Source organism: Nonomuraea sp. KM90 (assembly GCF_052246675.1).
In the GTDB taxonomy this organism is placed as follows: Bacteria; Actinomycetota; Actinomycetes; order Streptosporangiales; family Streptosporangiaceae; genus Nonomuraea.
Window position 1 is genome coordinate 116,850 of sequence record NZ_JBQQCB010000020.1, and the last position, 24,479, is coordinate 141,328.

The 24,479-nt window shown below is 72.5% G+C and carries 24 protein-coding genes and 2 pseudogenes; 17 read left to right on the plus strand and 9 right to left on the minus strand.

The window, feature by feature from the left end; translation table 11 throughout:
* Window positions 1-59: 59 nt before the first annotated feature.
* Window positions 60-806 carry a GntR family transcriptional regulator gene (locus ACTWPW_RS22600; protein WP_364136830.1) on the minus strand — a complete coding sequence of 249 codons (747 nt, stop codon included), beginning with the start codon at window positions 804-806 and terminating at the stop codon, window positions 60-62.
* Between the two features lie 112 nt (window positions 807-918).
* Here ACTWPW_RS22600 and ACTWPW_RS22605 point away from each other — a divergent pair, with 112 nt between their 5' ends.
* The 6 genes from ACTWPW_RS22605 to ACTWPW_RS22630 all read left to right on the plus strand — a co-directional run bounded on the left by ACTWPW_RS22605 (window position 919) and on the right by ACTWPW_RS22630 (window position 7,081).
* Entirely contained in the window at window positions 919-2,073 is a 1,155-nt protein-coding gene (locus tag ACTWPW_RS22605; RefSeq protein WP_364136828.1) for an ABC transporter substrate-binding protein, read from the plus strand.
* Window positions 2,070-2,894, plus strand: a complete 825-nt coding sequence (locus tag ACTWPW_RS22610) for an ABC transporter permease (RefSeq protein ID WP_364136826.1) — start codon at window positions 2,070-2,072, stop codon at window positions 2,892-2,894. The genes ACTWPW_RS22605 and ACTWPW_RS22610 overlap by 4 nt, the downstream gene beginning before the upstream one ends.
* On the plus strand, window positions 2,882-3,730 hold the full coding sequence (locus tag ACTWPW_RS22615) for an ABC transporter permease (protein ID WP_364136824.1): 849 nt from the start codon (window positions 2,882-2,884) through the stop codon (window positions 3,728-3,730). Before ACTWPW_RS22610 ends, ACTWPW_RS22615 begins: the two co-directional genes overlap by 13 nt.
* A complete protein-coding gene (locus ACTWPW_RS22620; protein WP_443169838.1) occupies window positions 3,727-4,800 on the plus strand; it encodes an ABC transporter ATP-binding protein in 1,074 nt (357 codons plus the stop codon). Before ACTWPW_RS22615 ends, ACTWPW_RS22620 begins: the two co-directional genes overlap by 4 nt.
* Window positions 4,790-5,380: an HAD family hydrolase gene (locus ACTWPW_RS22625; RefSeq protein WP_375116112.1), complete on the plus strand. Its 591-nt coding sequence runs from the start codon at window positions 4,790-4,792 to the stop codon at window positions 5,378-5,380. The genes ACTWPW_RS22620 and ACTWPW_RS22625 overlap by 11 nt, the downstream gene beginning before the upstream one ends.
* A gap of 75 nt (window positions 5,381-5,455) precedes the next feature.
* Complete coding sequence (locus ACTWPW_RS22630) at window positions 5,456-7,081, plus strand: serine/threonine-protein kinase (protein WP_375116111.1); 1,626 nt, start codon at window positions 5,456-5,458, stop codon at window positions 7,079-7,081.
* A gap of 138 nt (window positions 7,082-7,219) precedes the next feature.
* On the opposite strand, the gene ACTWPW_RS22635 is transcribed toward ACTWPW_RS22630, so the two are convergent.
* The gene (locus ACTWPW_RS22635; RefSeq protein ID WP_443169839.1) at window positions 7,220-7,768 is read right to left on the minus strand and encodes a TetR/AcrR family transcriptional regulator; all 549 of its coding nucleotides are present in this window, start codon (window positions 7,766-7,768) and stop codon (window positions 7,220-7,222) included.
* Window positions 7,769-7,943: 175 nt separating this feature from the next.
* Between ACTWPW_RS22635 and ACTWPW_RS22640 the strand changes: the two are divergent.
* The 5 genes and pseudogenes from ACTWPW_RS22640 to ACTWPW_RS22660 all read left to right on the plus strand — a co-directional run.
* A pseudogene (locus tag ACTWPW_RS22640) lies at window positions 7,944-8,390 on the plus strand (ATP-binding cassette domain-containing protein); the annotation flags it as partial.
* A 729-nt stretch (window positions 8,391-9,119) separates the two neighbouring features.
* Window positions 9,120-9,674, plus strand: a pseudogene (locus ACTWPW_RS22645) (ATP-binding cassette domain-containing protein); the annotation flags it as partial.
* A gap of 243 nt (window positions 9,675-9,917) precedes the next feature.
* Window positions 9,918-10,781, plus strand: coding sequence for a Vgb family protein (locus tag ACTWPW_RS22650; RefSeq protein ID WP_443169850.1), 864 nt, complete (start codon window positions 9,918-9,920; stop codon window positions 10,779-10,781).
* A 222-nt stretch (window positions 10,782-11,003) separates the two neighbouring features.
* A complete protein-coding gene (locus tag ACTWPW_RS22655; protein WP_375116108.1) occupies window positions 11,004-11,951 on the plus strand; it encodes a quinone oxidoreductase family protein in 948 nt (315 codons plus the stop codon).
* A gap of 5 nt (window positions 11,952-11,956) precedes the next feature.
* Window positions 11,957-12,574, plus strand: coding sequence for a LysE family translocator (locus ACTWPW_RS22660; protein ID WP_443169840.1), 618 nt, complete (start codon window positions 11,957-11,959; stop codon window positions 12,572-12,574).
* 14 nt (window positions 12,575-12,588) lie between these two features.
* Here ACTWPW_RS22660 and ACTWPW_RS22665 read toward each other — a convergent pair whose 3' ends face one another.
* The 3 genes from ACTWPW_RS22665 to ACTWPW_RS22675 are packed head-to-tail and all read right to left on the minus strand — an operon-like array spanning window position 12,589 to window position 15,309.
* Window positions 12,589-13,632, minus strand: a complete 1,044-nt coding sequence (locus ACTWPW_RS22665; protein WP_375116106.1) for a PucR family transcriptional regulator — start codon at window positions 13,630-13,632, stop codon at window positions 12,589-12,591.
* Entirely contained in the window at window positions 13,632-14,423 is a 792-nt protein-coding gene (locus ACTWPW_RS22670; protein WP_375116105.1) for an ABC transporter permease subunit, read from the minus strand. Before ACTWPW_RS22670 ends, ACTWPW_RS22665 begins: the two co-directional genes overlap by 1 nt.
* Window positions 14,401-15,309, minus strand: coding sequence for an ATP-binding cassette domain-containing protein (locus tag ACTWPW_RS22675; RefSeq protein ID WP_443169841.1), 909 nt, complete (start codon window positions 15,307-15,309; stop codon window positions 14,401-14,403). Before ACTWPW_RS22675 ends, ACTWPW_RS22670 begins: the two co-directional genes overlap by 23 nt.
* Before the next feature lie 120 nt (window positions 15,310-15,429).
* Between ACTWPW_RS22675 and ACTWPW_RS22680 the strand changes: the two genes are divergently transcribed.
* Together ACTWPW_RS22680 and ACTWPW_RS22685 are read left to right on the plus strand one after the other, a co-directional pair.
* On the plus strand, window positions 15,430-16,242 hold the full coding sequence (locus tag ACTWPW_RS22680) for a patatin-like phospholipase family protein (protein WP_375116103.1): 813 nt from the start codon (window positions 15,430-15,432) through the stop codon (window positions 16,240-16,242).
* A gap of 28 nt (window positions 16,243-16,270) precedes the next feature.
* The gene (locus ACTWPW_RS22685) at window positions 16,271-17,275 is read left to right on the plus strand and encodes a 1-acyl-sn-glycerol-3-phosphate acyltransferase (RefSeq protein WP_443169842.1); all 1,005 of its coding nucleotides are present in this window, start codon (window positions 16,271-16,273) and stop codon (window positions 17,273-17,275) included.
* Between the two features lie 33 nt (window positions 17,276-17,308).
* Here the strand turns inward: ACTWPW_RS22685 and ACTWPW_RS22690 are convergent, their stop codons facing one another.
* Window positions 17,309-18,799: a cobyric acid synthase gene (locus ACTWPW_RS22690; RefSeq protein ID WP_443169843.1), complete on the minus strand. Its 1,491-nt coding sequence runs from the start codon at window positions 18,797-18,799 to the stop codon at window positions 17,309-17,311.
* A 135-nt stretch (window positions 18,800-18,934) separates the two neighbouring features.
* Here ACTWPW_RS22690 and ACTWPW_RS22695 point away from each other — a divergent pair, with 135 nt between their 5' ends.
* A complete protein-coding gene (locus ACTWPW_RS22695; RefSeq protein ID WP_443169844.1) occupies window positions 18,935-20,248 on the plus strand; it encodes an MFS transporter in 1,314 nt (437 codons plus the stop codon).
* Window positions 20,249-20,350: 102 nt separating this feature from the next.
* Here ACTWPW_RS22695 and ACTWPW_RS22700 read toward each other — a convergent pair whose 3' ends face one another.
* Both ACTWPW_RS22700 and ACTWPW_RS22705 read right to left on the minus strand, forming a co-directional pair.
* A complete protein-coding gene (locus tag ACTWPW_RS22700) occupies window positions 20,351-20,635 on the minus strand; it encodes an antitoxin (RefSeq protein ID WP_443169845.1) in 285 nt (94 codons plus the stop codon).
* Between the two features lie 44 nt (window positions 20,636-20,679).
* Window positions 20,680-20,982, minus strand: coding sequence for a hypothetical protein (locus tag ACTWPW_RS22705; protein ID WP_443169846.1), 303 nt, complete (start codon window positions 20,980-20,982; stop codon window positions 20,680-20,682).
* A gap of 96 nt (window positions 20,983-21,078) precedes the next feature.
* Between ACTWPW_RS22705 and ACTWPW_RS22710 the strand changes: the two genes are divergently transcribed.
* Complete coding sequence (locus ACTWPW_RS22710; protein WP_375116097.1) at window positions 21,079-21,777, plus strand: SDR family oxidoreductase; 699 nt, start codon at window positions 21,079-21,081, stop codon at window positions 21,775-21,777.
* Between the two features lie 33 nt (window positions 21,778-21,810).
* Window positions 21,811-22,761 (plus strand): MerR family transcriptional regulator, encoded by a 951-nt coding sequence (locus ACTWPW_RS22715; RefSeq protein ID WP_375116096.1) that lies wholly within the window; start codon window positions 21,811-21,813, stop codon window positions 22,759-22,761.
* Window positions 22,762-22,876: 115 nt separating this feature from the next.
* Here ACTWPW_RS22715 and ACTWPW_RS22720 read toward each other — a convergent pair whose 3' ends face one another.
* Window positions 22,877-23,755, minus strand: coding sequence for an NAD-dependent epimerase/dehydratase family protein (locus ACTWPW_RS22720; protein ID WP_443169847.1), 879 nt, complete (start codon window positions 23,753-23,755; stop codon window positions 22,877-22,879).
* Between the two features lie 186 nt (window positions 23,756-23,941).
* Between ACTWPW_RS22720 and ACTWPW_RS22725 the strand changes: the two genes are divergently transcribed.
* Window positions 23,942-24,479, plus strand: a 538-nt coding sequence (locus ACTWPW_RS22725) for a GntR family transcriptional regulator (protein ID WP_443169848.1), incomplete at its 3' end; no start/stop codon positions are given.

Sequence of the window (24,479 nt, forward strand, 5' to 3'; positions counted from 1 at the left end):
TTGTCCGTATGCTGAGCCACCCGGGGGAAGACGGGCGCTTATGACTCGAACATATGTTCTCAGCGCTCGAAACGCAAGTCGCCCGCCTGCCGCACGAGAGGGTTGGCGCCGATCGAGTTGCGGATGCTGAAGGCCACGCTGCCCGCCCGGTAACGGTCGTCCGACGACTCCACGGGGCGGCCCTCGTGGGTCGTCGTGGTCCGGCGCTGGCGCAGGAGCGGGCTGCCGCGGCGCACGCCCAGCAGGCGGGCGTCCTGGGCCCCGGCGGGCACCGCGTCGATGAGGTGCTCGCCGTAGGCGAACACCAGGCCGACGGACTCGTACAACGCCTCGGTGACCGACTCGCAGTCGGCGGGGAGCCGCTCGACGGCGGCGGCCACCCACCCGGCGTAGACGGTGCGCTCCACGAGGACCGGCTCGCCCTCCAGCGAGCGCAGGCGCAGCACCTCCAGCACCTCCTCCGAGGCGAGCCTGGCCGGCTCCGCGCCGCTCGCCGGCCGGCGGCGCTGGGCGATCACCTGGCCGCCGAAGCGGTAGCCGTTCGCGCGGGCCCACTGGGCGAAGCTGTGCAGCTCGGCGAAGCTCTGGCTGCGCGCGTTGCCGAGCACGATGCGCCTGGCGCCCTGGCGGGAGCCGACCAGGCCCTCGGCGGCCAGCACGGCCACCGCCTGGCGTACGGTGCCGCGAGCCGCGCCGTACCGCTCGGCCAGCTCCGCCTCGCTGGGGAGCTGGGAACCGACCGGATGAACGCCGGAGAGGATCTCGTCCCGCAGCTCATCAGCGATCCGTTCATAGCGCGAAACCATCACCGACCATCCCTATTCACGAAAGAGCAATGTTTATGGGACTTACTGGTGCTCGCTTGTTTGTACAAGTTCCCCTACGTTCGTGCCACACCCCCTGGAAATTGGAGGCGTCGTGCTCACATCTCGCGCCCGTGCGACCGGCGTGGTCGCAGTCCTTACCGTAGTCACCGCGGCGTGCGGCGCCGCTCCCGGCACCCAGCAGACCACCCAGGCCTCGCAAGGCGGTGTGAACGCCGCCACCGCCACCTCCGCCGCCGATTTCGGCGGATTCGACAAGCTCGTCGAGGCGGCCAAGAAGGAGGGCAACCTGCACGTCATCGCCCTCCCGCCGGACTGGGCCAACTATGGCGAGATCATCGAGAAGTTCCAGGCCAAGTACGGCATCAAGATCGAGAGCGAGACCCCCGACGCGGCCAGCGCCGACGAGATCAACGCCGTGAAGACCCGCAAGGGCCAGGACCGCGCCCCCGACGTGCTGGACCTGGGCCAGTCGTTCGCGATCAGCGGCGCCGCCGAAGGGCTGTTCGCGCCGTACAAGGTGCAGACCTTCGACAAGATCCCCGAGGGCCAGAAGGAGGCGACCGGGCTCTGGGTCAACGACTACGGCGGCTACGTGTCCATCGGCTGCGACGCCAAGCAGATCAAGGTCTGCCCGACGAGCTTCGCCGACCTGCTCAAGCCCGAGTACAAGGGCCAGGTCGCGATGAACGGCAACCCGACCAAGTCGGGCTCGGCCTTCGCCGGCGTGTACGCGGCCTCCATCGCCAGCGGCGGCTCCTTCGACGACATCCAGCCCGGCATCGACTTCTTCAAGAAGCTCAAGGAGGCCGGCAACTACAACCCGGTCGAGACCACGCCCGCGACCATCGAGAAGGGCGAGACCAAGATCAGCATCGACTGGGACTACAACAACGCCGCCTACGCGCCCCAGATGGCCGCCAAGGGCCTCGACTGGAAGGTGAACGTCCCCACCGACGGCAAGTACTTCCAGATGTACGCCCAGGCGATCAACAAGGACGCCCCGCACCCGGCCGCCGCCCGGCTCTGGCAGGAGTACCTCTACAGCGCCGAGGGCCAGAACCTCTTCCTCAAGGGCTTCGCCCGCCCCGTCCTGCTGCCCGCGATGACCACCGACGGCACCGTGGACCAGGCGCTGGCCGACAAGCTGCCCGCGGTCGAGGGCGAGCCCACGTTCCCGACGACCGAGCAGGTGGACGCGGCCAAGGCCAAGCTGGCCAGCGGCTGGGACGCCGCGATCTCGGGATGACCCGCTCCCGTTCGAGGGGCTGGCTCGGCGCGCTGCCGCTGCTGGCGTTCTTCGCGCTCGTGTTCGGCATCCCCGCCGTGGCGCTGGTGGCCGGAGCGTTCACGGCGCAGGGGCGGCCGAGCCTGTCCAACCTGTCACAGAGCCTGCAGGGCGGTTACCTCACCGCCATGGCCGGCAGCGTCAAGCTGTCGGCCGTGGTGGCGCTGCTGGGGGCCGTCCTGGGCACCTTCCTCGCCCACGCCGTCGTGACCTCGCGCAGCACGCTGCTGCGCGAGTCCGTGCTGACCGCGTCCGGCGTGCTGGCCAACTTCGGCGGGGTGCCGCTGGCGTTCTTCTGGATCGCCACGCTCGGCAACTCCGGCGTGATCAGCGGCCTGCTGGGGCTGCCCTCCGGCTCCCTGTACACGTTCTGGGGGCTGGTCGTCGTCTACCTGTACTTCTCGGTCCCGCTGATGGTGCTGGCCATGGCCCCGGCGCTGGACGGGCTGCGCCCGCAGTGGCGCGAGGCGGCGGCCAACAGCGGGGCCACCACCTGGCACTACTGGCGCTTCGTCGCGCTGCCGGTGCTGGCCCCGGCCATGCTGGGCGGGGTCGTGCTGCTGTTCGGCTCGTCCTTCTCCGCGTACGCGACCGCGAACGCCATGGTCGGCACCGTCGTCCCGCTCGTCACCCTGAAGATCGCCAGCGCGCTGACCGGCGACGTGCTGGTCGGCTACGAGAACATCGCGCTGGCGCTCAGCCTGGACATGATCGTGGTGGCCGGGCTGGTGATGGCGATCTACCTGCCGCTGCAGAGGAGGACCTCCCGATGGCTGCACTGACCGGTCTGGAGGGGGTCTCCGGCGCCGCTCCCCGTCGCCCGCCGCGAGCGTGGCGCGGCGCGGTGTTCCTGCTGGCCGCCGTCTACTTCCTGGTCCCCCTGTGCACCTCGCTCTGGTACACGATCTACACGCCGACCTCCGGGGTGTCGTTCTCGGCGTACGGCGAGCTGTTCACGGCCGAGGGCTTCGTCCGCTCGCTGTCGCTCTCCCTCGGGCTGGCCGTCGCCACGATCGCGCTGGTGCTGCTGCTGGCACTGCCCGCGATGCTGGCCGTGCGGCTGTTCGCGCCGCGGCTGCGGCCGGTCATGGAGGTGCTCTGCACCTTGCCGCTGGTCGTGCCGCCGATCACGTTCGTGGCCGGGATCGGCACGTCGCTGCGCAACGGGACCGAGGTGCTGGCGCCGACGCCGTTCTGGGCCACGCTGATCGCGGTGCAGGATCCGGCGTTCCCCGTGGTGCTGGTGCTGGCGTACGTGGTGCTGGTGCTGCCGTTCGTGTACCGGTCGCTGGACGCCGGGCTGCGCACGATGGACGTGCGGACGCTGGTGGAGGCGGCCCGCAACCTGGGGGCCTCCTGGCCGTACGTGCTGGTGCGGGTGATCGTGCCCAACCTGCGCTCGGCCCTGGCCAGCGCGTCGTTCCTGACGCTGGCCCTCGTGCTGGGCGAGTACACCGTGGCCAGCCTGCTCGGGTACGAGCCGTTCGCGGTGTGGATCGTGACCGTCTCGGGGTCCAAGGGGCAGCTGTCGGTCGCGGTGTCGATCCTCAGCCTGCTGCTCATCTGGCTGCTGCTGCTCGGAGTGTCCACCATCTTTGGCAAGGAGAAGGGGAAATGACCGCATCGGTGGAGTTCCGTGCCCTGCGGCGGGAGTTCGGGAAGACGGTCGCGCTGGACGGCCTCGACCTGATCGTCGCGCCCGGGGAGTTCGTCGCCCTGCTGGGCCCCTCGGGCTGCGGCAAGACGACGGCGCTGCGCTGCGTGGCCGGGTTCGAGCGGCCGGACTCGGGGGCGGTGCTGGTGGACGGCAAGGACGTCACGAACGTCCCGGCCAACAAGCGGGACGCGGGCATGGTCTTCCAGTCCTACTCCCTCTTCCCCAACCTGAACGCCCGCGACAACGTCGCCTTCGGCCTGCGCGTCCGCAAGGTGCCGGTGGCCACCAGGCGGGCGAAGGCGGACGAGCTGCTCGAACTCGTCGGCCTGCCCACGCACGCCGACCGCTACCCGCACCAGCTCTCCGGCGGCCAGCAGCAGCGCGTCGCGCTGGCCCGCGCGCTCGCCCTGGAGCCGAGCGTCCTGCTGCTGGACGAGCCGCTGTCGGCACTGGACGCCAAGGTACGCGTGACGCTGCGCGAGGAGATCCGCCGCATCCAGCTCGACCTGGGCATCACCACCATCTTCGTCACGCACGACCAGGAGGAGGCCCTGTCGATCGCCGACCGGGTGGCGGTGCTGCGGGACGGGCGGCTCGAACAGGTCGGTGCGCCCGCCGAGGTGTACGACCGTCCGGCCACGCCCTTCGTCGCCGAGTTCGTCGGCACCATGAACCACCTGGCCGGGCGGGTGTCCGGGGACCAGGTGACGGTGCTCGGCCAGCTCCTCCCGGTGGAGGGTCCCATTCTTGAGGATCCGTCCGTGGACGTGCTGATCCGTCCGGAGGCGGTGCAGGTCGTACCGTCCGAGGACGGGCCCGCCGAGGTGCTGGCCGCCTCGTTCCGCGGCTCCTCCGTCCGGCTCAGGCTGGCGGTGGAGGGCGGGGAGGTGCTCGCGGACGTGCCGGGACACGAGGCGATCCGGCTCGGGCCGGGCACACGCGTCACGGTGCGGCTGGTGGAGCGGCCCGTCCTGGTGGCCGCCCGCACGGTCACCGTCCCCGTGCCGGTCGTGCCCGCCGATGCGGTCTGACCTGCCCGAGGCCGTCCTGCTGGACCTGGACGGCACGCTGGTGGACACCGAGGGCCTCTGGTGGCAGGCGGTCGCCGCCGTCGCCGGATCCCTCGGCCGCCGCCTGTCCCCCGCCGACGCCCCGTACGTACACGGCCGCACGATCGAGGACGTGGCCGGCTTCCTCGGTGAGCCGGAGCTCACCGGACGGCTCACCGACGCCTTCGCCGACCGCGTCGTACGGGACCTGACGGTCATGCCGGGGGCGCGGCAGCTCCTGTCGGACCTGGCCGCCACCGCCATCCCCACCGCCCTGGTCAGCGCCTCTCCCCGGAGCATCGTGGAGCTGGCGCTGCCGCGGCTGGGGCACGCGTTCGACCTGGTGATCGCGAACGAGGACACGGAGCGGGGCAAGCCGTGGCCGGACCCGTACCTGGAGGCGGCCCGGCGGCTCGGCGCGACACCCTCACGCTGCGTGGCCGTCGAGGACAGCCCGACCGGGATCGCGGCGGCCACGGCGGCGGGGTGCCGGGTGCTGGTGGTGTCGCAGGAGAGCGGGCTGCCGTCGTTGGATCGCCTGCGCGGGTCCTTCCCGCCCTGATCGTTACCCTCGGTGTACGCGTGTCCGTGCGCGAGGCCTGCGGCGGGAAGGCTTGTGTCGGTAAGCTAGCGCGCCGTGAGCGGTGAAACCTCCCACATCGGGCGCTACAGGCTGCTTAGTGTGCTGGGGCGGGGCGGGATGGGCACGGTCCATCTGGCCGAGGATCCTGCTGGGCAACGGGTCGCCGTCAAGGTGATCAACCCGGAGCTCAGCCAGCACGAGCAGTTCCGCATGCGGTTCCGCAGGGAGGCGGACGCGGCGCAGCGGGTCCGCAGGTTCTGCACGGCCGCCGTGATCGAGGCCGCGCTCGACGGCGACCAGCTCTACGTCGTCACCGAATACGTGCCCGGCCCCAACCTCGACGAGGCCGTACTCCAGTCCGGGCCCCTGCGCGGGTCCAGCCTCGACGCGCTGGCCGTCAGCGTGGCCACCGCGCTCACCGCCATCCACGGGGCCGGGGTCGTGCACAGGGATCTCAAGCCGTCGAACGTGCTGCTGTCGCCCGTCGGCCCCCGGGTGATCGACTTCGGCATCGCGCGGGCTCTCGACACGCTCGGCGGCGTCACGAGCACCGGCGAGATCGTCGGCACGCCCCGCTACATGGCCCCCGAGGTGCTGCGGGGCGACCCGGTGTCCCCGGCCTGCGACGTGTTCTCGTGGGGCTGCCTGGTGGCGTTCGCGGCCAGCGGGCGGGCGCCGTTCGGCGGGGGCACGCTGCCGTCGATCGTCTACCAGGTGCTCAACACCGAGCCGAACCTCGACGCCGTCGAACCCGGCCTGCGCGAGCTGGTCGCCGCCGCCCTGCACAAGGACCCGGCCATGCGGCCCACCGCACAGCAGCTGCTCGACCACCTCGTCGGGCGGGAAGCGGCGCCGGAGCAGGCGGCCCGGACCGTCAGCGTGGCCTGGCAGCAGTCCACCCTCCCCTACACGCCCGCTCCGCCCGCGAAGCCGGGGCGAGGCAAGCTGTACACGGGTCTCGCGGGGGCCGCGGCCGTCCTGGTGGCAGGGGGCGTGACCGCGTGGGCCGTGCTGGCCCCCGGCGGACCGCCCGACGACCTGAGCGTCCTCTACCGGGAGGACTTCACGCAGACCACCGGCGGCTGGAACGGCGTGTACGACCCGGAGGAGACCACGAGCTACGGATACCGGACCGACGGGACCTACGGGCTGGACGTGGAGGAAGGGTACGAGGAGCGGTGGGCGAAGGCCCCTCTCCCCTTCCTGGTCACCACGCCGACGGCCACGCCCGGCCCGTCGGCCAGCCCCACGCCGATGTTGCCCTCGTCCGTCGTCGTCGCCGTCACCGCCGAGGTCAAGAGGTCCGTCGGCACCGGCGAATACGGCATTTACTGCCACAACTCCGATGACGACGACACCTACTACGAGTTCGGGCTGGACACGACCGGCAAGGCCCGGATCCGGCGCATCCTCGACGGGGCTGGGGGCACGCTGGCCGCCCCCGTACAGGTGGACGGCCTGCCGGGCGGCAAGACCCGGATCGTGGCGTCGTGCGAGCAGGCCGGGAGCACCGTGCGGCTGACGATGTGGGTGAACGACGAGCAGGTGCAGCAGGTGGAGGATCCGAACGGGATCGGCAACGGGACCCTCGGGTTGTTCGCGCGTACGCCGAAGGACGGCAAGTCGCTGCTGAAGACCACGTTCGACGACTTCGAACTGCGCGGCCAGAAGGAGCCCTGACAGCCCCGTCCGGGCCGCCGAGGGCTCCCGTCCTGGCGGTCAGGGGCTCCCGTCCGGGGCTGTCGAAGGCCCCCGTTCGGGGGCCTGTCGAGGCTTCCCGACCGGGCTGTCGAGGGCTCTCGTCCGCGCCGCCGATGGCTACAGGACTCCGGCGCGGGCCGCGGCCAGGGCCGCGTCGGCGGCGCGGTCGGCGTCGCGCTCGGTCACCGGCTCGTGCGCGACGAACAGCCGGTAGTAGACGGGCGCGACCGCCACCCTGATCACCTCCCTGACGTCCACGACGTCGGGCAGCTCACCCCGCTCGACCGCCCGCCGGACCACCTCCGCCGACTGCTCGTGCCGGGCCACGAAGAACTCGTGCAGCGCCCGCGCGGCGGCGGGATTCTGTACGGCGGCCGCCACGAACGCCGACGACACCGGCCCCAGCTCGGGATCGGCGAACCCGCTGCGTACGAGCTGGACGATGCCCCGCAGATCACCCTCGATCGAGCCGGTGTCCGGAATGGGCCACGGCTCGTCCCTGGCCAGCTCCAGCGCGTCGGAGATCAGCCCTTCGACACCGCCCCAGCGCCGGTAGACGGTCGTCTTGTGCACGCCCGACCGCTCGGCGACGCCCTCCACGGTCAGGCCCGGGTAGCCGCGCTCGACCAGCTCGGCGAGCGTGGCCTGGCGCACGGCGTCACGCACCCGCGCGCTTCGTCCTCCGGGGCGCTTGCTGGTCTCCAATTACTACTCCAGTTGCGTTAGCCGTCTCCGCATGGCATTCTAACGCTACAACAGTAGCGATTGGAGTTCCATCCTGATCCACCTCCGCGGGGTTTCCAAGTCATACGGCGAGCGGGCCGTCCTCACCGACGTGTCCATGTCCGTGGGGCCGGGCGAGCGCGCCGGCATCGTCGGCGAGAACGGCTCGGGCAAGTCCACGCTCCTGCGCCTGCTGGCGGGGGTCGAGCGGCCCGACGACGGCGAGGTGCGCGTGACCGGCGACCTCGGCTACCTCGGGCAGACTCTCGGGCTGCCGCCCGGCCACACGGTCCAGCAGGCCGTTGACGCCGCGCTGGCCGATCTGCGCGCCATGGAGCGCAGGATGCGCGAGCTGGAGTCGGCGCTCAGCGAGTCGGCGCCCACTGAGTCGGCGCCCACCGACGAGGCGATGGACGAATACGGGGAGCTGCTCACGGCGTACGAGCTGCGGGGCGGCTACGAGGCCGACGCGCGCGTGGACAAGGCGTTCCACGGCCTGGGGCTGGCCCACGTGGGCCGCGACCGGCGGCTGTCGAGCCTGTCGGGCGGGGAGCAGGCGCGGCTGGGCCTGGCGTGCGTGCTGGCCGCCGGGCCGCGCGTCCTGCTGCTCGACGAGCCGACCAACCACCTCGACGAGCCGGCGCTGGCCTGGCTCGAAGAGCGCCTGCGCGAGCACCGGGGCACGGTGGCCGTGGTCTCGCACGACCGCGTCTTCCTCGACCGGGTCGCCACGGCCGTCCTCGAGGTCGAGCACGGCACCGTGACCCGCTTCGGCGGCGGCTACCCGGGCTTCCTCGCGGCCAAGGCGGCGGCCAGGGCGCGCTGGGAGCAGGCGTACGCGGCGTGGCGCGAGGAGGTGCGGCAGGTGCGCGAATACGCGGCCACCACCGCGCACCGGGTGGCCGCGGGGCGGCTGATGCGCGACAACAACAAGATGGCCTACGACCGCAATGCCGGCCGGGTGCAGAGCTCGGTGGCGGGCCGCGTCCGCAACGCCCACGAACGGCTCCGCCGCCTGGAGTCCGACCCGGTCCCGCGCCCTCCTGACCCGCTACGCTTCCGCGGCACGTTCGGCACCGCCGCCCCGGCCGACCACCTCCCGGCCACCCCACCGCCCACGACCCAGTACGCCCCCAGGCGATCGGCCCCGGACACCACCACGGGATCGGCCCCGGACACCACCGACCAGCCCGCCCGCGGTGGGGCCGAGCAGACCGCCGGGGAGACGGGCGCGCAGGCGGCCGAGGAGACCGGCACGCGGGCGGCCCGAGGCGGGGCCGAGGAGGTCCGTGGCCGGGCCGAGGAGGCGGGTCCTCGCGTGCTCGTGGAGTTGCGCGACGTCCGGGTCGGTGACCGGCTGCGGGTCGAGGCGCTGACGATCAGGGCGGGCGACCGCTTGCTGGTTCGCGGGGTCAACGGCGCGGGCAAGTCCACGCTCCTGCGCACCCTGGCGGAGCGGGCCGAGGGCAGGGTGGGTTACCTGCCGCAGGAGGTGAGCTTCGATCCGGGCCAGAGCATGCTGGAAGCGTACGGCGTGGGTTATGCGGACGAGCGCAGGGCCGCGCTGCTGAGCACCGGGCTGTTCCGGCCGAACACCCTCGACCAGCGGGTGGGCACGCTGTCGGTCGGGCAGCAGCGCAGACTGGCCCTGGCCAGGCTGCTGGCCGGGGAACACGACCTGCTGCTGCTCGACGAGCCGACGAACCACCTGTCGCCGGTGCTGGCCGAGGAGCTGGAGCAGGCCCTCGACGCCTACCGGGGCGCGCTCGTCGTGGTGTCCCACGACCGCGCCCTCGTCCGACGCTTCCGTGGTACCGCGATCGAGGTGGAGAAGGGGCGCGTACGTTGACCCAGCCGCTGATCAAGCCCGCTACGCCCCTCACCGACCGAGACGCCGACCGGCCCGACCGGCCCCGACCGGCGCCAACCGGCGTCAACCGGCCAGGACTTCGGCAGCCGTGAGCAACCGGCCGCCACCGGCCAGGATTCCGGCCCGACAGCAACCGACGCCCACGGGTCGAGGGTCCGGCCGACAGCCACCGGCACTTGCAAGCAGGACGACCAAGCCTCTCGGGGGGAACATATGTTGACCATGATCAAAGACGGCGCGCCGTACGGCATCGCCACCGCGCCGGACGGGGCGCTGTGGTTCACGCTCGTCCACCAAGGGCGGGTGGGGAGGTTGGTGCCCGGTGAGGAGCCTGTCATCCACCAGCTCGACCCGGCCGACGGGTTGCCCACGGTGATCGCGCCCGGGCCCGACGGAGCCATGTGGTTCACCGAGTGTAAGGGTGGACGGGTCAGCCGCATCACCACTGACGGGCGGCGCACCGTACACGAGGTGAGCTCTCCGTACGGGATCGCGGCTGGGCCCGACGGGGCGATGTGGTTCACCGAGATGGAGCCCGGCAGGATCGGCCGGATCGGCGCCGACGGGGCGTTGACCGAGTTCGACGTGCCGGTGGAGGGTGGCCTGCCGTCGTTCATCACGGCGGGTCCCGACGACGCCCTCTGGTTCACCCTCAACCAGGGCAACGCCATCGGCCGCATCTCGTTGGCGGGCGAGGTGAGCGTTCATCCGCTTCCCACGGAGGGGGCCGCACCGGTGGGGATCGCGCTGGGCCCGGACCAGGCCCTGTGGTTCGTGGAGATCGGGGCGGGCCAGGTGGGGCGGATCGACACGTCCGGGGCCATCACCGAGCACCCGCTTCCCGACCGCGCCGCCCGTCCCCATGCGATCACCGCCGGTCCGGACGGCGCGCTCTGGTTCACGGAGTGGGCCGCCGACCGGATCGGCCGCATCACCACCGACGGGGTGATCGAGGAGTTGCCGCTTCCTGGGCTGCCGGGGGAAGGTGACGGCGGGCGGAAGGCCGAGCCGCACGGGCTGACCGTGGGGCCGGACCGTGCCGTATGGGTGGCCCTGGAAGCGGGCGCCCTGGCCCGGCTCGGCTGACCGGGCGGCCTGTCACGGGCGCACTCAGTAGAGCGGCCTGTCACCACCTCACCCGGCCGCACGGTCTGTCACGGCCTCGCCCGGCTGGGCGGTCTGGCGTGGTCTGCGGCGGACGGGGCGTCATGAGGCTTTCGGCGGCTCGGCCCGTCGCGGTTCTCAAGTGATGGGTGGAACGCCCGACCCGGGTGGCATCGTCTGGTGGTGGCGGAGTTGACTAGGGGCATGCATGCCATCATCGTCTCCGCCCAGGGCGGCCCCGAGGTTCTGGAATACGTCGAGCATCCCGATCCGACTCCCGGTGACGGGGAGATCGTGGTCGACGTCGCCGCCAGTGGCGTCAACTTCATCGACATCTACCACCGCTCCGGCGCGTACCCGCTCAACCTGCCCACCTCCATCGGCTCCGAGGGCGCGGGGACGGTGTCGGCGGTCGGGGCCGGGGTGCGGGACGTCTCGGTGGGAGACACCGTCGCGTGGGCCAACGTCCTCGGGAGCTACGCCGAGAAGGCCGTGATCCCGGCCGGCAGGGCGGTGCCGGTGCCGGAGGGGGTGTCCGCCGAGGTGGCGGCGGCGGCGATGTTGCAGGGCATGACGGCCCACTACCTGACCCACTCCACGCACGAGGTCAAGGAGGGCGACCAGGTTCTCGTCCACGCGGGCGCGGGCGGGATGGGGCAGCTGCTGATCCAGCTGGCCAAGCTCAAGGGCGCCAAGGTGTACGCCACGGTCTCCACCGGTGAGAAGGAGAAGCTGGCCCGGGAGGCGGGGGCCGACGAGGTGCTGGGGTACGACGGCTTCGCCGAGGCGCTGCGCGGCAAGATCGACGTGGTGTACGACGGCGTCGGCAAGGCCACGTTCGACGGCGGCCTGGAGGTGCTCCGCCCGCGCGGCCTCATGGCCCTGTACGGCGCCGCCAGCGGCCCGGTGCCCCCGTTCGACCCCCAGACGCTCAACAAGAAGGGCTCGCTCTTCCTCACCAGGCCCACGCTCATCCACTACATCGCCGAGCGCGAGGAGCTGCTGCAACGCGCCTCCGACCTGTTCGGCTGGATCGCGGCCGGGCAGCTCCGGATCAACGTCTCGCACCGCTACCCGCTGGCGGACGCGCGGCAGGCCCACGAGGACCTGGCGGCCCGTCGTACGACCGGAAAGCTGCTTCTCATACCCTGACGTTCATGGACATCGCAGGATCGATCTGGTCGTTCGCCGCCGTGGTCGCGCTGCTCACCCTGGCTCCCGGCCTCGACACGGCCCTCATCCTGCGAACGTCCCTCCTGGCCGGGCGGCGGCCCGCCTGGGGTGTGACGCTGGGCATCCAGGCGGGCACGCTGACCTGGGGCGTGCTCACCGCGGCCGGGCTGTCGGCGCTCCTGGCGGCCTCCGAGCTGGCCTACGACGTCCTGCGCTGGGCCGGGGCGGCCTATCTGGTGTGGATGGGCCTGCGCATGCTCATGACCAAGGCCGAGGCGCAGGACATGCCGGAGCGGCAGGAGGTCCGGTTCTGGAAGGGGTTCCGGCGCGGGCTGGTCACGAACCTGCTCAACCCCAAGGTGGGGGCCTTCTACGTGGCCATGCTGCCGAACTTCATCCCCCCGGAGGCGCCGCACGCGCTGATGGGGCTGGCGCTGGCCGGGGTGCACGTGGTGGAGGGGCTGGTGTGGAGCGCGGTGCTGATCGGGTTCGCGTCGCTGATGAGCGGGGTGCTGCGCTCGGCCCGGGTACGGCGGTTCCTCGATCGGCTGACCGGGGTCGTGATCGTCGGGTTCGGCGTACGCCTCGCGGTGAGCGACTGACGGACCGGCTGGCTTCAGCGGGCGAACCCGGCCGGCCAGCCGAGGAGACGGGCGCCGAGGACGGCTGTCTCCAGGGTGAAGCGCTGTGTCGGGTCGTCCGGGGAGAAGCCGGTCAGGCGGCGGATGCGTTCCAGCCGGTACGTCACCGCCCGCGGGCTCAGCCCCAGCCGCCGCGCGGCCGCCGTCTGGTTGCCGTGCGAGGCGAAGACGGCCTCCAGCGTCTCCAGCAGCGGCTCGTGCCCGCCCCGTGCCTCCAGCAGCGGGTTCAGGACGCTGGTCACGAGATCCTCGATGGCGTTCCTGTCGCGCAGCAGCACGGGGAAGACCAGCAGGTCGGCGGCCTTGACCACGTCGATCCGCAGGCCGAGCCCGTCGGCCAGCTCCAGGGCCTGCGCCGCCTCCCGGTACGACGCCACCACGCCGCCCGGCCCCCGCTGCGCCCGGCCCACGCCCACGCGCCAGCCGGGCGGGAAGCGGGCGCGTACGTGGTGGGTGAACTCCCCCACGGCGACGGGCAGCGTCGCCGGGGCCACGCACACCAGGAGCCCGTCGCGTACGGCCACGAGCACGTTGTGCGAGCCGAACCGGGCGATCAGGTCCCGCTCGATCCGGTCCTGGTCGCCGTCGCCCATGCCGCGGGCCACCGCCACCACGTACGACTCCGCCAGCCGCAGCCCGAAGTGCTCGGCCCGCTCGGCCAGCCGCTCGGCCCGCCCCTGGAGCAGGTCGTCCACGAACTCCCTGCGCGCGTCCTCCTCGCGGCGGAGGGCCGCGAGCTGCGCCTGCCCGTACCCCTCCATCAGCGCCGAGACCGCCTTGCGCAGCGCGGGCAGCACCGCGGGCAGCCCCTCACCGGCGGCGAGCGCGGCGTCCACGAGGGAGCGCAGCGGTACGCCCAGCTCGGCGGCCCTGGTGCCGGCGGCGCGGTAGGCGTCCATCGCCACCCGGTCCGGTAAGCGGCCCGTCGCCGCGTGGGCGGCCAGCCGCTCCCGATGCCCGGCCAGCAGGCCGGCGAGCAAGCCCGCCGGCAGGTCGGCGGGCAGGTCGGAGATCGCCATCAGACTCCTACGTCACGCCTGTCGAAGGCGAGCACCGCGGTGAGCGCGAGCACGGCCGTCGCCCCCGCCAGGACAAGATAGTCCCCCACCGGCAGCCCCTCGTAGAGCGGCCTGCCCTCGGTGTAGTAGTGGAACGGCGAGAGCCACTTCAGCCAGGCGATGGCGTCGATGTTCCGCCCGATCGTGACGACCACGTACCCGGCCACCGCCCACACCCCCACCACGGCCGAGGCGACCAGCCGACGTCCCGTGGCGGCGCCGACGGCCAGCGCCACGGTGCCGAACAGCAGCCCCAGCAGGAACACCCCGGTGTGCGCGGCCAGGATCCGGTCGAACGCCACCCCCATCTCCACCGACACGGTGATCGCCCACGTCAGGAGCAGGGTCACGAAGGCCACCGCGAGCAGCGACACCACCAGGGCCGCGAACCGCTCCAGCACCAGCCGCCGCCGGTCCACCGGCAGGGTGACGAGCAGCTCCAGCGTGCCGGTCTCCTCCGGCTGCGCGATCGCCCGGTTGGCCAGCAGCGTGCCGCACACGATGAACAGCATGGGGACGAAGATCTGGTAGACGACCGACTGGAGGTAACCGGGGCCGGAGACGAAGTCCGTCATGCCGCCCATGAGGTCGCGCAGCGGGCCGGGGAACTTGTCCGTCCCGACCTGGCCGTAGGTCTCGGGGTCCTGCTTGACGGTCGCGTACGCGCTCAGGTAGATCGCCATGAAGACGCTGATGCCGGCGGTCCACCAGATGAGCGCCCGCCGGTTGTCACGCAGACTCTTGGCGATCATCGTGCCGCTCCTCGCTGTAGTAGGTCAGGAAGATCTCCTCCAGGTCCGGCTCCGCGCTGACCAGGTGCACCACCGTGAACTTCGCCGCCGCCTTGACCAGCGCGTCCGGCCGGCCGTCGATCGTGCACCGCACGCTGGCGCCCTCCACCCGCAGGTCGCGGACGCCGGGCAGCCCCTCGAAGGCCGTGCGCGGCACGGGGGCGTCGAAGTGCAGCTCGATCCGGCGCACCGCCTTCTCGCGCAGCGCCGCCACGTCCTCGACGGCCACCAGGCGACCGTCGCGGACGATGCCGACCCGGTCGGAGACGACCTCCACCTCGGCGAGCACGTGCGAGGACATGAGCACGGTGCGCCCGGCCTTGCGCACCTCCCGCAGCAGGGCCAGGAACTCCTGCTGCACCAGCGGGTCGAGCCCGCCCGTGGGCTCGTCCAGGATGAGGAACTCCGGTTCGTGCATGAACGCCTGGATCAGCCCGACCTTCTGCCTGTTGCCCTTGGAGAGCTTGCGCATCTGCACCGACAGGTCGGCCTCGAACCGCTCCGCCAGCGCGTCGATGCGGGTATCCGGCACGCCGCCGCGTACCCTGCCGAGGAAGCGCAGGTAGTCCCTGGCCCGCTCGCGGCCCTCGAGTGCGAGCTCGCCGGGCAGGTAGCCGATCCTGGAGCGGATCGCGGGCTCGCGCGGGTCGGCGCCGAGCACCCGTACCGAGCCGCGGGTGGGCCTGATCACGTCGAGGAGGAGCCGGATCGTGGTGGTCTTGCCGGCGCCGTTCGGCCCGAGGTAGCCGAAGATCTCGCCCGGCTGGATCTCGAGCGTGAGATCCTCCAGGCCACGGCGTTTGCCGTAATACTTGGTCAGCCCTTCGGCCTGCACCACTGCTGTCATAACCGAATCGTCCCGCTCGCCGGGCCCGTGCGTCATCGGGCGGATCCGGCAGCTTGTTTCGCGCTTCGTTTCCGGGACACGGCAAGAACTTCCGGGAAAGGTCCAGAGGGGTGGTGCCGGGTGGAGACCGCGTTCGTGCTCGGTGGGGGCGGCGTGCTCGGCGCGCACGAGGTCGGCATGCTGCGCGCGCTCGACGAGGCAGGGATCCGGCCCGACCTGGTGGTGGGCACGTCCGTCGGGGCGCTGAACGGGGCGGTCATCGCCGCCGGTCCCGCCGAGGCGGTCGGCAGGCTGACGACCTTGTGGCGGTCCGATGTCGTACGTACGGCGTTCGCCGGTTCCTGGGTGTCCCGGCTGTCCACACTGGCCAGGACGCGCACCCATCTGCACCCGATCGGCCCGCTGCGGGAGGTTCTGAGCGAGACCGTGCGGGTTTCCCGGATCGAGGAGCTGGAGGTCCCGTTCCAGTGCGTGGCGGCCTCGGTCGAGCGGGCGGCGGCGCACTGGTTCACCGGCGGGCCGCTGGTGGAGGCGGTGCTGGCCTCGTGCGCGGTGCCCGGGCTGCTGCCGCCCGTCGTGATCGGCGGTGAACACTTCTTCGACGGCGGCCTGGTGCACAGCATCCCGATCGGGCGGGCGGTGCTGCTCGGGGCCAGGCGCGTGTACGTCCTGCACGTCGGCCGGATCGAGCGCCCGCTGGCGCCGCCCCGGCGGTTCTGGGAGGTGGGCATGGTGGCGTTCGAGATCGCCCGCCGGCACCGCTTCGCCGAGGACCTGGCCACGCTGCCGCCGGGGGTGGAGGTGCACGTGCTGCCGGCCGGGGTGACCGAGGCGCTCTCGCCGCTGCGCTATCGCGACGTGTCGCAGATCTCGGCCTGCATCGACCGCGCCTACCAGGCGTCTTCGCGCTATTTGCGGAGCAGGGGAGCATGATGAAAGTAAGTCCTTGAGGGAGGCCGCGTTGCTTCCACCGCGTATTCTGCGCCGGCTCGTCCTGGCTCCGCTGGTCATCGTGGTGACCGCGTTCATGCTGGTGACGCTGCCGTTCTGGCTCGTCGTCACGGCGGCGGCGTCCCTCCGGCTGCCACCGCCGCAGCGCAGGGGGCTGCGGTTCGTCTGGTTCGGGGTGGCGTGGCTGACGCTGGAGTCGGCGGTGCTGATCGCGTGCCTGTGGTTGTGGGTGGCGGGCGGAACCCGGCGCCAGGAGCGGCACTACGAGCTGGTCAGGTGGTTCCTGTCGAAGGTGTACGCGGCGGCGGTGCGGATCTTCCGGCTGGCCATGGACATCGAGGAGCCGGAGCCGACGGAGGAGGAGCGGGCGGCCCGGCTGGCCCGGCCGATCATCGTGCTGTCGCGGCACGCGGGTCCGGGCGACTCCTTCTTGCTGATCTATCACCTCCTGGCGCGCTACCGGCGGCGGCCCCGCATCGTCATGAAGGCCGCCCTCCAGTACGATCCCTCGCTCGACGTGATCATCAACCGGCTGCCGAACGCGTTCGTGCCGCGCAAGGCCGGGCACCGGCGCATCATCGACGAGATCCACCACCTGGCCGCGACCATGAACGACCGGGACGCCCTGGTGATCTTCCCCGAGGGCGGGAACTTCACCCCGCGCCGCCGCCGGCTGGCGATCAGGCGGCTGGAGGAGAAGGGGCTGGCCGAGGAGGCCGAGCGGGCGCGCGGCCTGGACCACCTGCTGCCGCCCCGCCCGAACGGCGCCATCACGGCCATCGAGGCGTGCCCGTCGGCGGACGTCATCTTCGTCGCGCACACCGGGCTCGACGACCTGATCACGCTGGGGGACGTCTGGCGCAAGCTGCCCTTCAGCGCGCACATCACCGCGAAGTGGTGGCGCGTCCCCGCCGACGAGGTGCCCCAGGCGCGGGAGGACCGGATCCGCTGGCTGTACGACCACTGGGAGCAGATAGACGCCTGGATCAGCGCGCAGCGCATGGCCAGGACCTGAGGCTCAGGCGCCCGGGGCCCGGATGCCGGGTGCTCAGGCGGCCGGGGCGCCCGGTGGGAGCGTCGGGAGGCCGTCGGGCGGGCCGTGCTCGATGAGGCGGAGCAGGGCGTCCGTGTCGAGGTGCCGCTCGACCAGGTCCCCGAGCGCGTCGAGCCGCTCCTCCCGCAGCCGGGCGAAGTCGGTGGCGGGATCGGGTACGAAGTCACGCCCCGCCCGCCCGGCCACGTCGGCCAGGAAGGCCCGCCGGAACCCGTCGTTCTCCAGGGCGCCGTGCCAGGTCGTGCCCCAGACGTTCCCGGCCCGGCAGCCGTCCAGGAACGGCTCGCCCCCTTCCACCGTCGCCATCCCGTGGTGGATCTCGTACGCCCGCACCGGCTCCCCGTACGCCGCCCCCTCGGGCCTGCCCAGCCGCTTCTCCCGCCCGAACTCGACCCGCACCGGCAACATGCCCAGCCCCTCGACCCGCCCGGCCCCCGACTCGACCTCGTCCACGATCTCCCGCCCCAGCATCTGGAACCCGCCACAAACACCCAGGACAGGCCCTCGACGCGCGCGGACGGCCGCCGCCAGGCCGGTCTCCCGCAGCCAGGCCAGGTCGCTGACCGTGGCCCGCGAGCCGGGCAGCACCACCAGGTCGGCGTCGTCCAGCTCCACCGGATCGCTCGCGAACCGCACCACCACGCCCGGCTCGGCGGCCAGCGCGTCGACGTCGGTGAAGTTCGAGATCCTGGGCAGCCGCACGACCGCCACCCGCAGGGTCTGCCTGCCGTACGGCGGGCGTACGGCGACGCGGCGGCCGTCGAGGGCCAGGGAGTCCTCGACGTCCAGCCAGAGCCCGTCGAGCCAGGGCAGCACGCCGTACACCTCCCGCCCGGTCAGCCGGCGCAGCATGTCGAGCCCGGGCTCCAGCAGCTCCTTCGCGCCGCGGAACTTGTTCACCACGAAGCCGGCGAGGTGGGACTGGTCGGCGGCGTCCAGGAGGCCCACCGTGCCGTAGAAGGCGGCGAACACCCCTCCCCTGTCGATGTCGCCGACCACGATGACGGGCAGGTTCGCGGCCGTGGCCAGGCCCATGTTGGCGATGTCGCCGCGGCGCAGGTTGATCTCGGCGGGGCTGCCCGCGCCCTCGCACACCACCACGTCGTACTGCTTCCTGAGCCGCCCGAGCGCCTCCAGCGCCGAGGTGCGCAGCAGGTCCTTCAGCGCGCCGTACTCCATGGCGTCCACGTCGGCCACCGGGCGGCCCATGAGCACGACCTGGCTGCGGCGGTCGCTGCCCGGCTTGAGGAGGACCGGGTTCATGTCGGCGACGGGTTCGAGGCCGGCGGCCTGCGCCTGCATGGCCTGGGCCCGGCCGATCTCGGCGCCGTCGGCGGTGACGTACGAGTTGAGCGACATGTTCTGCGCCTTGAACGGCGCGACCCGGACCCCCTGTCGGGCCAGCCAGCGGCAGATCCCGGCCGTGACCACGCTCTTGCCCGCGTCTGACGTGGTCCCCGCGACCAGCAGTGCCCCCTTGACCATGCGATCACCGTACCGGAGGGGTGAGTCACGAAATTTCGCGGTAATCACCCATTTACGAACGCTGTGACTTCTGCCACTCTGGCTAGAACATTGCCCTAGAACTCAATTCTAGATTTCCCTACGGAAAGGGTGGGCATGGTCGGGACGTTCGGTTCGCCGCGTACAGGCACCATCGACGCGCAGTCCCGCGCGCCATTCGGCTGGGCACCCCTCGTGGTGCTCTTCATCGTCGGACTAGTGGACCGGATCGAGCACAACCTCCTATCAGGCGTGCTCCCGCTCATACAGAAGGAATGGGGCTTCAGCGACACCGCCGCCGGCTCCATCCCGACGGCCGCCGCCCTGGCCGCGGCCATCGTCTCCTTGCCCGCCGGATACCTGGCGGACCGCTTCAGCCGCACACGGATCATCGCGGTGGTCGTCTTCATCTGGGCGATCGCCACGCTGGGCTCCGGCCTGGCCACCGGCTTCGCGCTGTTCTACCTGATGCGCGTGGTGCTGGCGGCGGCCGAGAACATCGACAACCCGGCCGCGGGCAGCCTGCTCGCCGACTACTACCCGCCCGCCAGCCGGGCCAAGGCGTACGGGCTCACGCGCGTGACCACGTACCTGGGCGGCGTCGGCACCCTGCTCGGCGGCGTGCTGGCCCAGGCGTACGGGTGGCGCTCGGCGTTCCTCATCATGGTGATCCCCGGCCTGCTCACGGCGGTGCTCGTCTGGTTCCTGCGCGAGCCGCGGCGCGGGGAGCTGGACCGGCTGGTGGCCACCGGCGAGGCCGAGGTCAAGCCGGAGGCCGCGCCCAAGCCGCCCTTCTGGGCGCAGTTCCGCCAAGTGATCGTCATCCCGACGCTGGTCTTCGTCTGCATCGGCCTGGCCCTCCTCAGCCTCGGCCTGGCCGGCGTCTTCTACTGGATGCCCACGCTCATGGTGCGCGGCTTCGGCGTCGGCGTGGGCACGGCCGGCTCCCTCAGCGGCCTGATCACCATCGCCGGAACGCTCACCGGCACCCTGGTCGGCTCGTGGCTGGGCCGGAAGTGGCACGGCACCCGCAAGGGCGGCCGGCTGCTGGCGGGCGGCGGCGGCATCACGGCCGGCTCGCTGGTCCTGGCCGCCGCGCTGTCCATGGAGTCGGTCGCCGCGCTGACGGTCCTGGTGCTGGTCGCGTGCTCGCTGATGTCGATCGCGATCCCCAACATGACGGCGTGCCTGGCGGACGTGGTGCCGGCCGCCTCGCGCGGCCTCGGCTTCGCCGTCCTGCAACTGCTCCTGACGTTCGGCGCCGCGTTCGGCTCGCTGGTCGTCGGCATCGCCTCGGACCAGTTCGGCTCGCTGCTGTCCGGCATGTACATCCTGGTGATCCCCATGATCGTGGGCGGCCTGCTCACGCTCGGGGCCAGGGCGTCGTTCGAGCGGGACGCGAACAAGGTGCTGGAGGACGCGCGCCGCTGACCGTACGCGGGCGAGACAAGGTCACGCGGGACGCGTGCCGCTGACGGCACGCGGGAACGGTGCCGGTGGCGCTGCCACCGGCACTTTCCGCGCGCCATCGGCTCAGCCCTGCGGCGGCGTGCGCCGCTCGCGCTCCTCCTGCGTCTCAGGACGGGCCTGGGCAGGCGGCTGCTGGCCGGCCTGCTGACCGGGTCGCTGGCCGGGCTGCCCGCCGCCGCCGTAGCGGCGCTGCACGGCGTCCACGCCCTTGGTGATCTTGTCGTCGTACTTGTGCCCGGTGCGCTCCTTCACGATCTGCTCAGCGCGGTCCAGCACCTGGTCGGCCTGCTTGGAGTGCCCTCTGGCGAGGTTCTCGGCTTTCCTCAGCCACTCTGCGATGCGGCTCATGACCGTCTCCCCCTTCTTAGGACTACCTCCCGCCCCTACCCCTCCTACCTCGGATGATGTGCCACCAGGTCCCCCTCAGGACGCGGGCAGGACGTGCCCTCGTGGGCGGCCGCGGCGACCACGGCGATGATGGAGTCGAGCTTGTCGCGGGTCCGCACCAGGTCGCCGATCCGCCCGTCGATGCGCTCGCGCTCGGCCCGCAGCCGTTCGACCAACTCGGGCGCCACCTCGCGGGACCTCACGTACGGCATCAACGGCTCGATCGACCGGCTCGGCAGGCCCGCCGTGAGGAGGTGCGGCGCCCGCACGCTCACCCCGGTCCGCGCGGCCAGCTCACCGATGCGCATGAGTGATTCCCCTCACAACACTTGCCTCTGACGTCAACGTCAGGTTTTAGCGTAGCCACGTCCCACCTGAAACCTGTGACCTGCCAGGAGGCAGCCATGATGATCTCTGGTTCCGTCGCGCTCGTGACCGGCGCCAACCGCGGCATCGGCCGCCGCTTCGCCCAGCAACTGCTGGAGCGGGGCGCGAAGAAGGTGTACGCGACGGCGCGCAACCCCTCGCTCGTGGACCTCCCCGGAGTGGAGCCGCTGAAGCTGGACATCACCGACCCCGCGTCGGTGGCGGCGGTGGCCGCGGCCGCCCAGGACGTCACGCTCCTGGTCAACAACGCCGGCATCGCCACCTACACGAACCTGATCGGCGGCGACCTGGACAAGATCCGCCTCGAGATGGACACCCACTACTACGGCACGCTGAACATGGCCCGCGCGTTCGCCCCCGTCCTGGGCGCGAACGGCGGCGGCGCGATACTCAACGTGCTGTCGGCGCTGTCGTGGTTCTCCTACGACGGGGCCAACGCCTACAGCGCCGCGAAGGCCGCCGCGTGGAGCCTCACCAACGGCATCCGCCTGGAGCTGCGCGACCAGGGCACCCTGGTGACCGGCGTGCACCTGGGAGCCGCCGCCACCGACATGATGGCCGGCTACGAGGGCGACCTGCTCGATCCCGCGGACGTGGCCCGCGCCGCGCTCGACGGGGTCGAGTCGGACGCGTACGAGGTCGTCGTGGACGAGTGGAGCGCCACCGTCAAGGCGTCCCTGGCCGGCGACCCGCGCCTGTTCTACACGGCCCCTTGAGTCTCCACCGAGGGGAGACGCCAGAGTTGGGGCATGGACGGGGACACGCTCTACTCGATCGGTGACCTGGCCCGGCGCACCGGGCTGACGGTCAAGACCATCCGGTTCTACGCCGATCAGGGGATCGTGCCGCCCACCGGACGCAGCCCCGCCGGCTACCGCCTGTACGACGTCGCCGCCGTCGCCCGCCTCGACCTGGTGCGCACGCTGCGCGACCTCGGCCTGGACCTGCCCACGATCCGCGAGGTCGTGGACCGGGAGATCTCCCTGCCCGAGGTCGCCGCGGCGCACGCCGAGGCCCTGGAGGCGCAGATCCGCGCGCTGCGCCTGCGGCGCGCGGTGCTGCGGGCGGTGGCCAGGCGCGGCTCCACCCCTGAGGAGACGGAACTGATGCACAAGCTGGCCAAGCTGTCGGAGGACGAGCGCCACCGCCTGATCGGCGACTTCCTCGCCGCCGCGTTCGGCGACCTGGACGCCGACCCCGCCTTCGCGGGGATCATGCCCTCGATGACCCCCGAACTGCCGGACGACCCCGAGCCGGAGCAGGTGGAGGCGTGGGTCGAGCTGGCCGAGCTGTCCCGCGACCCGGACTTCCGCGCCCGGTTCCGCCGCATGGCCGAACTCCAGGCCGCCGACCGGCGTGCCACCGACCGGCGGTCCGGTCCGGTGGTGCGGCCCGACCCCGCCGCGCTGACCCGCGACCTCGCCGCCCCCGCGCTGGCCGCCGGCCTCGACCCGGCCGCTCCCGAGGCCGGCCCGTACGTCACGTCGCTCACCACCCGCTACGCCCACGACCACGGCCTGGACCCGGACGACCCCGGCACGCTCCGCCGCCTGCTCGCCCGGCTGGAGGCGGCCGACGACCCCCGCAGGGAGCGGTACGTGCGCCTGCTGGCCGTGATCAACGGCTGGTCGCCCCCGGAGAGCCTGACCCCGGCGCTCGGCTGGTTCACCGAGGCCCTGCGCACCCGCCTGCCCGGTTAGCCCGGCCTCCCGCGCGGTCGGGTACGCGTGCTGGGGCCGTTCCGGCACCGGCTGGGCGCGCCGATGGCAGCCCTGGGCAAGGTGGCCCGCGTACCTCGGATCCGGCTCCCGGAGATCAGCCGCCCGCGCCGAATCCGGTCCGCCACGTGGGGTGCAGCGGCGCCCAGCCGCGCGAGCGGGCCAGGGCGTTGCCGGCGCCGCGCTGCCAGCCCAGGCGCCCGGAGGCGAGGGCGGGCGCCGGCACGCCCGCGGCGGCGGCCAGCACGGGCAGCCACTCACGGGCGGGCGCGGGCTCGTCGTCCACGACGTTGACCGGCCCGGCCGGCCAGTCGAGCGCGGCGACGGTGGCCAGGGCCGCGTCCTGGACGTGCACGAATGACGACACCGCGTCGTTCGCGACCAGGCCGCTGAGGAACACCGACGCCGGATCGTCCGTGCGCCCGCGCAGTACGTCGGCCGCCGGACCGTCGGGCCGGTACCAGGTGCCGGGGCCGTAGAAGAGGCCGTACCGCAGGATCACGTGCCGGTCGAGGCCCGCGACGGCCCGTTCGAGTGCGGTGATCCCGGCGATCGTGGTGGCCCGCGGCTCGGGCGCCCCCTCGTCCAGGGGGGTGGACTCGGTGGCGGGGCCGTCGCCCGGCTCGTACGCCCAGGCGATGGACTGGGCCACGATGCGCGGGACGGCGGCCTGCAGAGCGGCGTCCACCAGGTTGCGGGTGCCGATCCGGCGGATGCGCCCGTTGTCGGCCGGGCTGCCGCCGCTCAGGGCGGTGAGCTGGTGGATGATCGCGTCGGGCGCGGCGGCGGCGACCGCCCGCTTGACGGCCCCGGCGTCGAAGACGTCGAGGCGCACGCCGTCGGCCCCCTGGGCGCGCAGCAGGGCGAGCCCGGACTCCGTACGGGTGCTGCCGGTGACCTCGTGACCGGCCGCCACGAGCGCCGGGACGAGGTAGCGGCCGATGGCGCCCGTGGCGCCCGCGACGAAGACACGCATGTGATCTCTCCTGTTCATTCCGGAAGACGCCGGCGGTCGCCGAGCCGGACCGCCACGCCGATCGCGCACGGCACGACGCCGGTGACGGGCCCCCGCGTCCGGAGATCAACTTTCATGCAGCCACGTTATGGGCGAATCATCCCATTACTATGGGCCAGTAACCGCCCATTGAATTGGACCACTTCCATGCCGCGCACCCGCTCGCCGGGCCTTGAGCTGCCGCTCGACCTGCCGGGCTGGGGCGCCCGCCGCCGGGCGCTGGAGGAGGCGCTGCGCGCGGCGATCCGCGCGGGCCGGCTGGTCGCGGGGACGCGGCTGCCGTCGAGCCGGGACCTCGCCGGCCAGCTCGGGCTGTCCCGGGGGACGGTGACGCAGGCGTACGAGCAGCTCGTCGCCGAGGGGTGGCTCACCTCGGTGCAGGGGTCGGGCACCCGGGTGGCCGAGCGGGGCGCGGAGCCGGCCGCCCCGCGGGCGGCGGCGCTCCCACCGGCGGCGCCCCGCCACGACCTGCGCCCGGGACGGCGGGACGCGCAGTCCTTCCCGCGCGACGCGTGGGCCCGCGCGATGCGGCACGCGCTGCGCGAGGCCCCCTCCGACGCGTTCGGCGACGGGGACCCCCGGGGCCGCATCGAGCTGCGCACCACGCTGGCGGCCTACCTCGGGCGGGTGATAGGCGTCCGCACCGACCCGGCCCACCTGGTCGTCTACTTGGGCTACACCCAGG

Coding starts and splice junctions, on each gene's coding strand:
- ACTWPW_RS22600 (WP_364136830.1), bottom strand. CDS start 806: ATGGTTTCGCGCTATGAACGGATCGCTGATGAGCTGCGGGACGAGATC.
- ACTWPW_RS22610 (WP_364136826.1), top strand. CDS start 2,070: ATGACCCGCTCCCGTTCGAGGGGCTGGCTCGGCGCGCTGCCGCTGCTG.
- ACTWPW_RS22615 (WP_364136824.1), top strand. CDS start 2,882: ATGGCTGCACTGACCGGTCTGGAGGGGGTCTCCGGCGCCGCTCCCCGT.
- ACTWPW_RS22620 (WP_443169838.1), top strand. CDS start 3,727: ATGACCGCATCGGTGGAGTTCCGTGCCCTGCGGCGGGAGTTCGGGAAG.
- ACTWPW_RS22625 (WP_375116112.1), top strand. CDS start 4,790: ATGCGGTCTGACCTGCCCGAGGCCGTCCTGCTGGACCTGGACGGCACG.
- ACTWPW_RS22650 (WP_443169850.1), top strand. CDS start 9,918: ATGATCAAAGACGGCGCGCCGTACGGCATCGCCACCGCGCCGGACGGG.
- ACTWPW_RS22655 (WP_375116108.1), top strand. CDS start 11,004: ATGCATGCCATCATCGTCTCCGCCCAGGGCGGCCCCGAGGTTCTGGAA.
- ACTWPW_RS22660 (WP_443169840.1), top strand. CDS start 11,957: ATGGACATCGCAGGATCGATCTGGTCGTTCGCCGCCGTGGTCGCGCTG.
- ACTWPW_RS22665 (WP_375116106.1), bottom strand. CDS start 13,632: ATGGCGATCTCCGACCTGCCCGCCGACCTGCCGGCGGGCTTGCTCGCC.
- ACTWPW_RS22670 (WP_375116105.1), bottom strand. CDS start 14,423: ATGATCGCCAAGAGTCTGCGTGACAACCGGCGGGCGCTCATCTGGTGG.
- ACTWPW_RS22675 (WP_443169841.1), bottom strand. CDS start 15,309: ATGACAGCAGTGGTGCAGGCCGAAGGGCTGACCAAGTATTACGGCAAA.
- ACTWPW_RS22690 (WP_443169843.1), bottom strand. CDS start 18,799: ATGGTCAAGGGGGCACTGCTGGTCGCGGGGACCACGTCAGACGCGGGC.
- ACTWPW_RS22695 (WP_443169844.1), top strand. CDS start 18,935: ATGGTCGGGACGTTCGGTTCGCCGCGTACAGGCACCATCGACGCGCAG.
- ACTWPW_RS22700 (WP_443169845.1), bottom strand. CDS start 20,635: ATGAGCCGCATCGCAGAGTGGCTGAGGAAAGCCGAGAACCTCGCCAGA.
- ACTWPW_RS22705 (WP_443169846.1), bottom strand. CDS start 20,982: ATGCGCATCGGTGAGCTGGCCGCGCGGACCGGGGTGAGCGTGCGGGCG.
- ACTWPW_RS22710 (WP_375116097.1), top strand. CDS start 21,079: ATGATGATCTCTGGTTCCGTCGCGCTCGTGACCGGCGCCAACCGCGGC.
- ACTWPW_RS22715 (WP_375116096.1), top strand. CDS start 21,811: ATGGACGGGGACACGCTCTACTCGATCGGTGACCTGGCCCGGCGCACC.
- ACTWPW_RS22720 (WP_443169847.1), bottom strand. CDS start 23,755: ATGCGTGTCTTCGTCGCGGGCGCCACGGGCGCCATCGGCCGCTACCTC.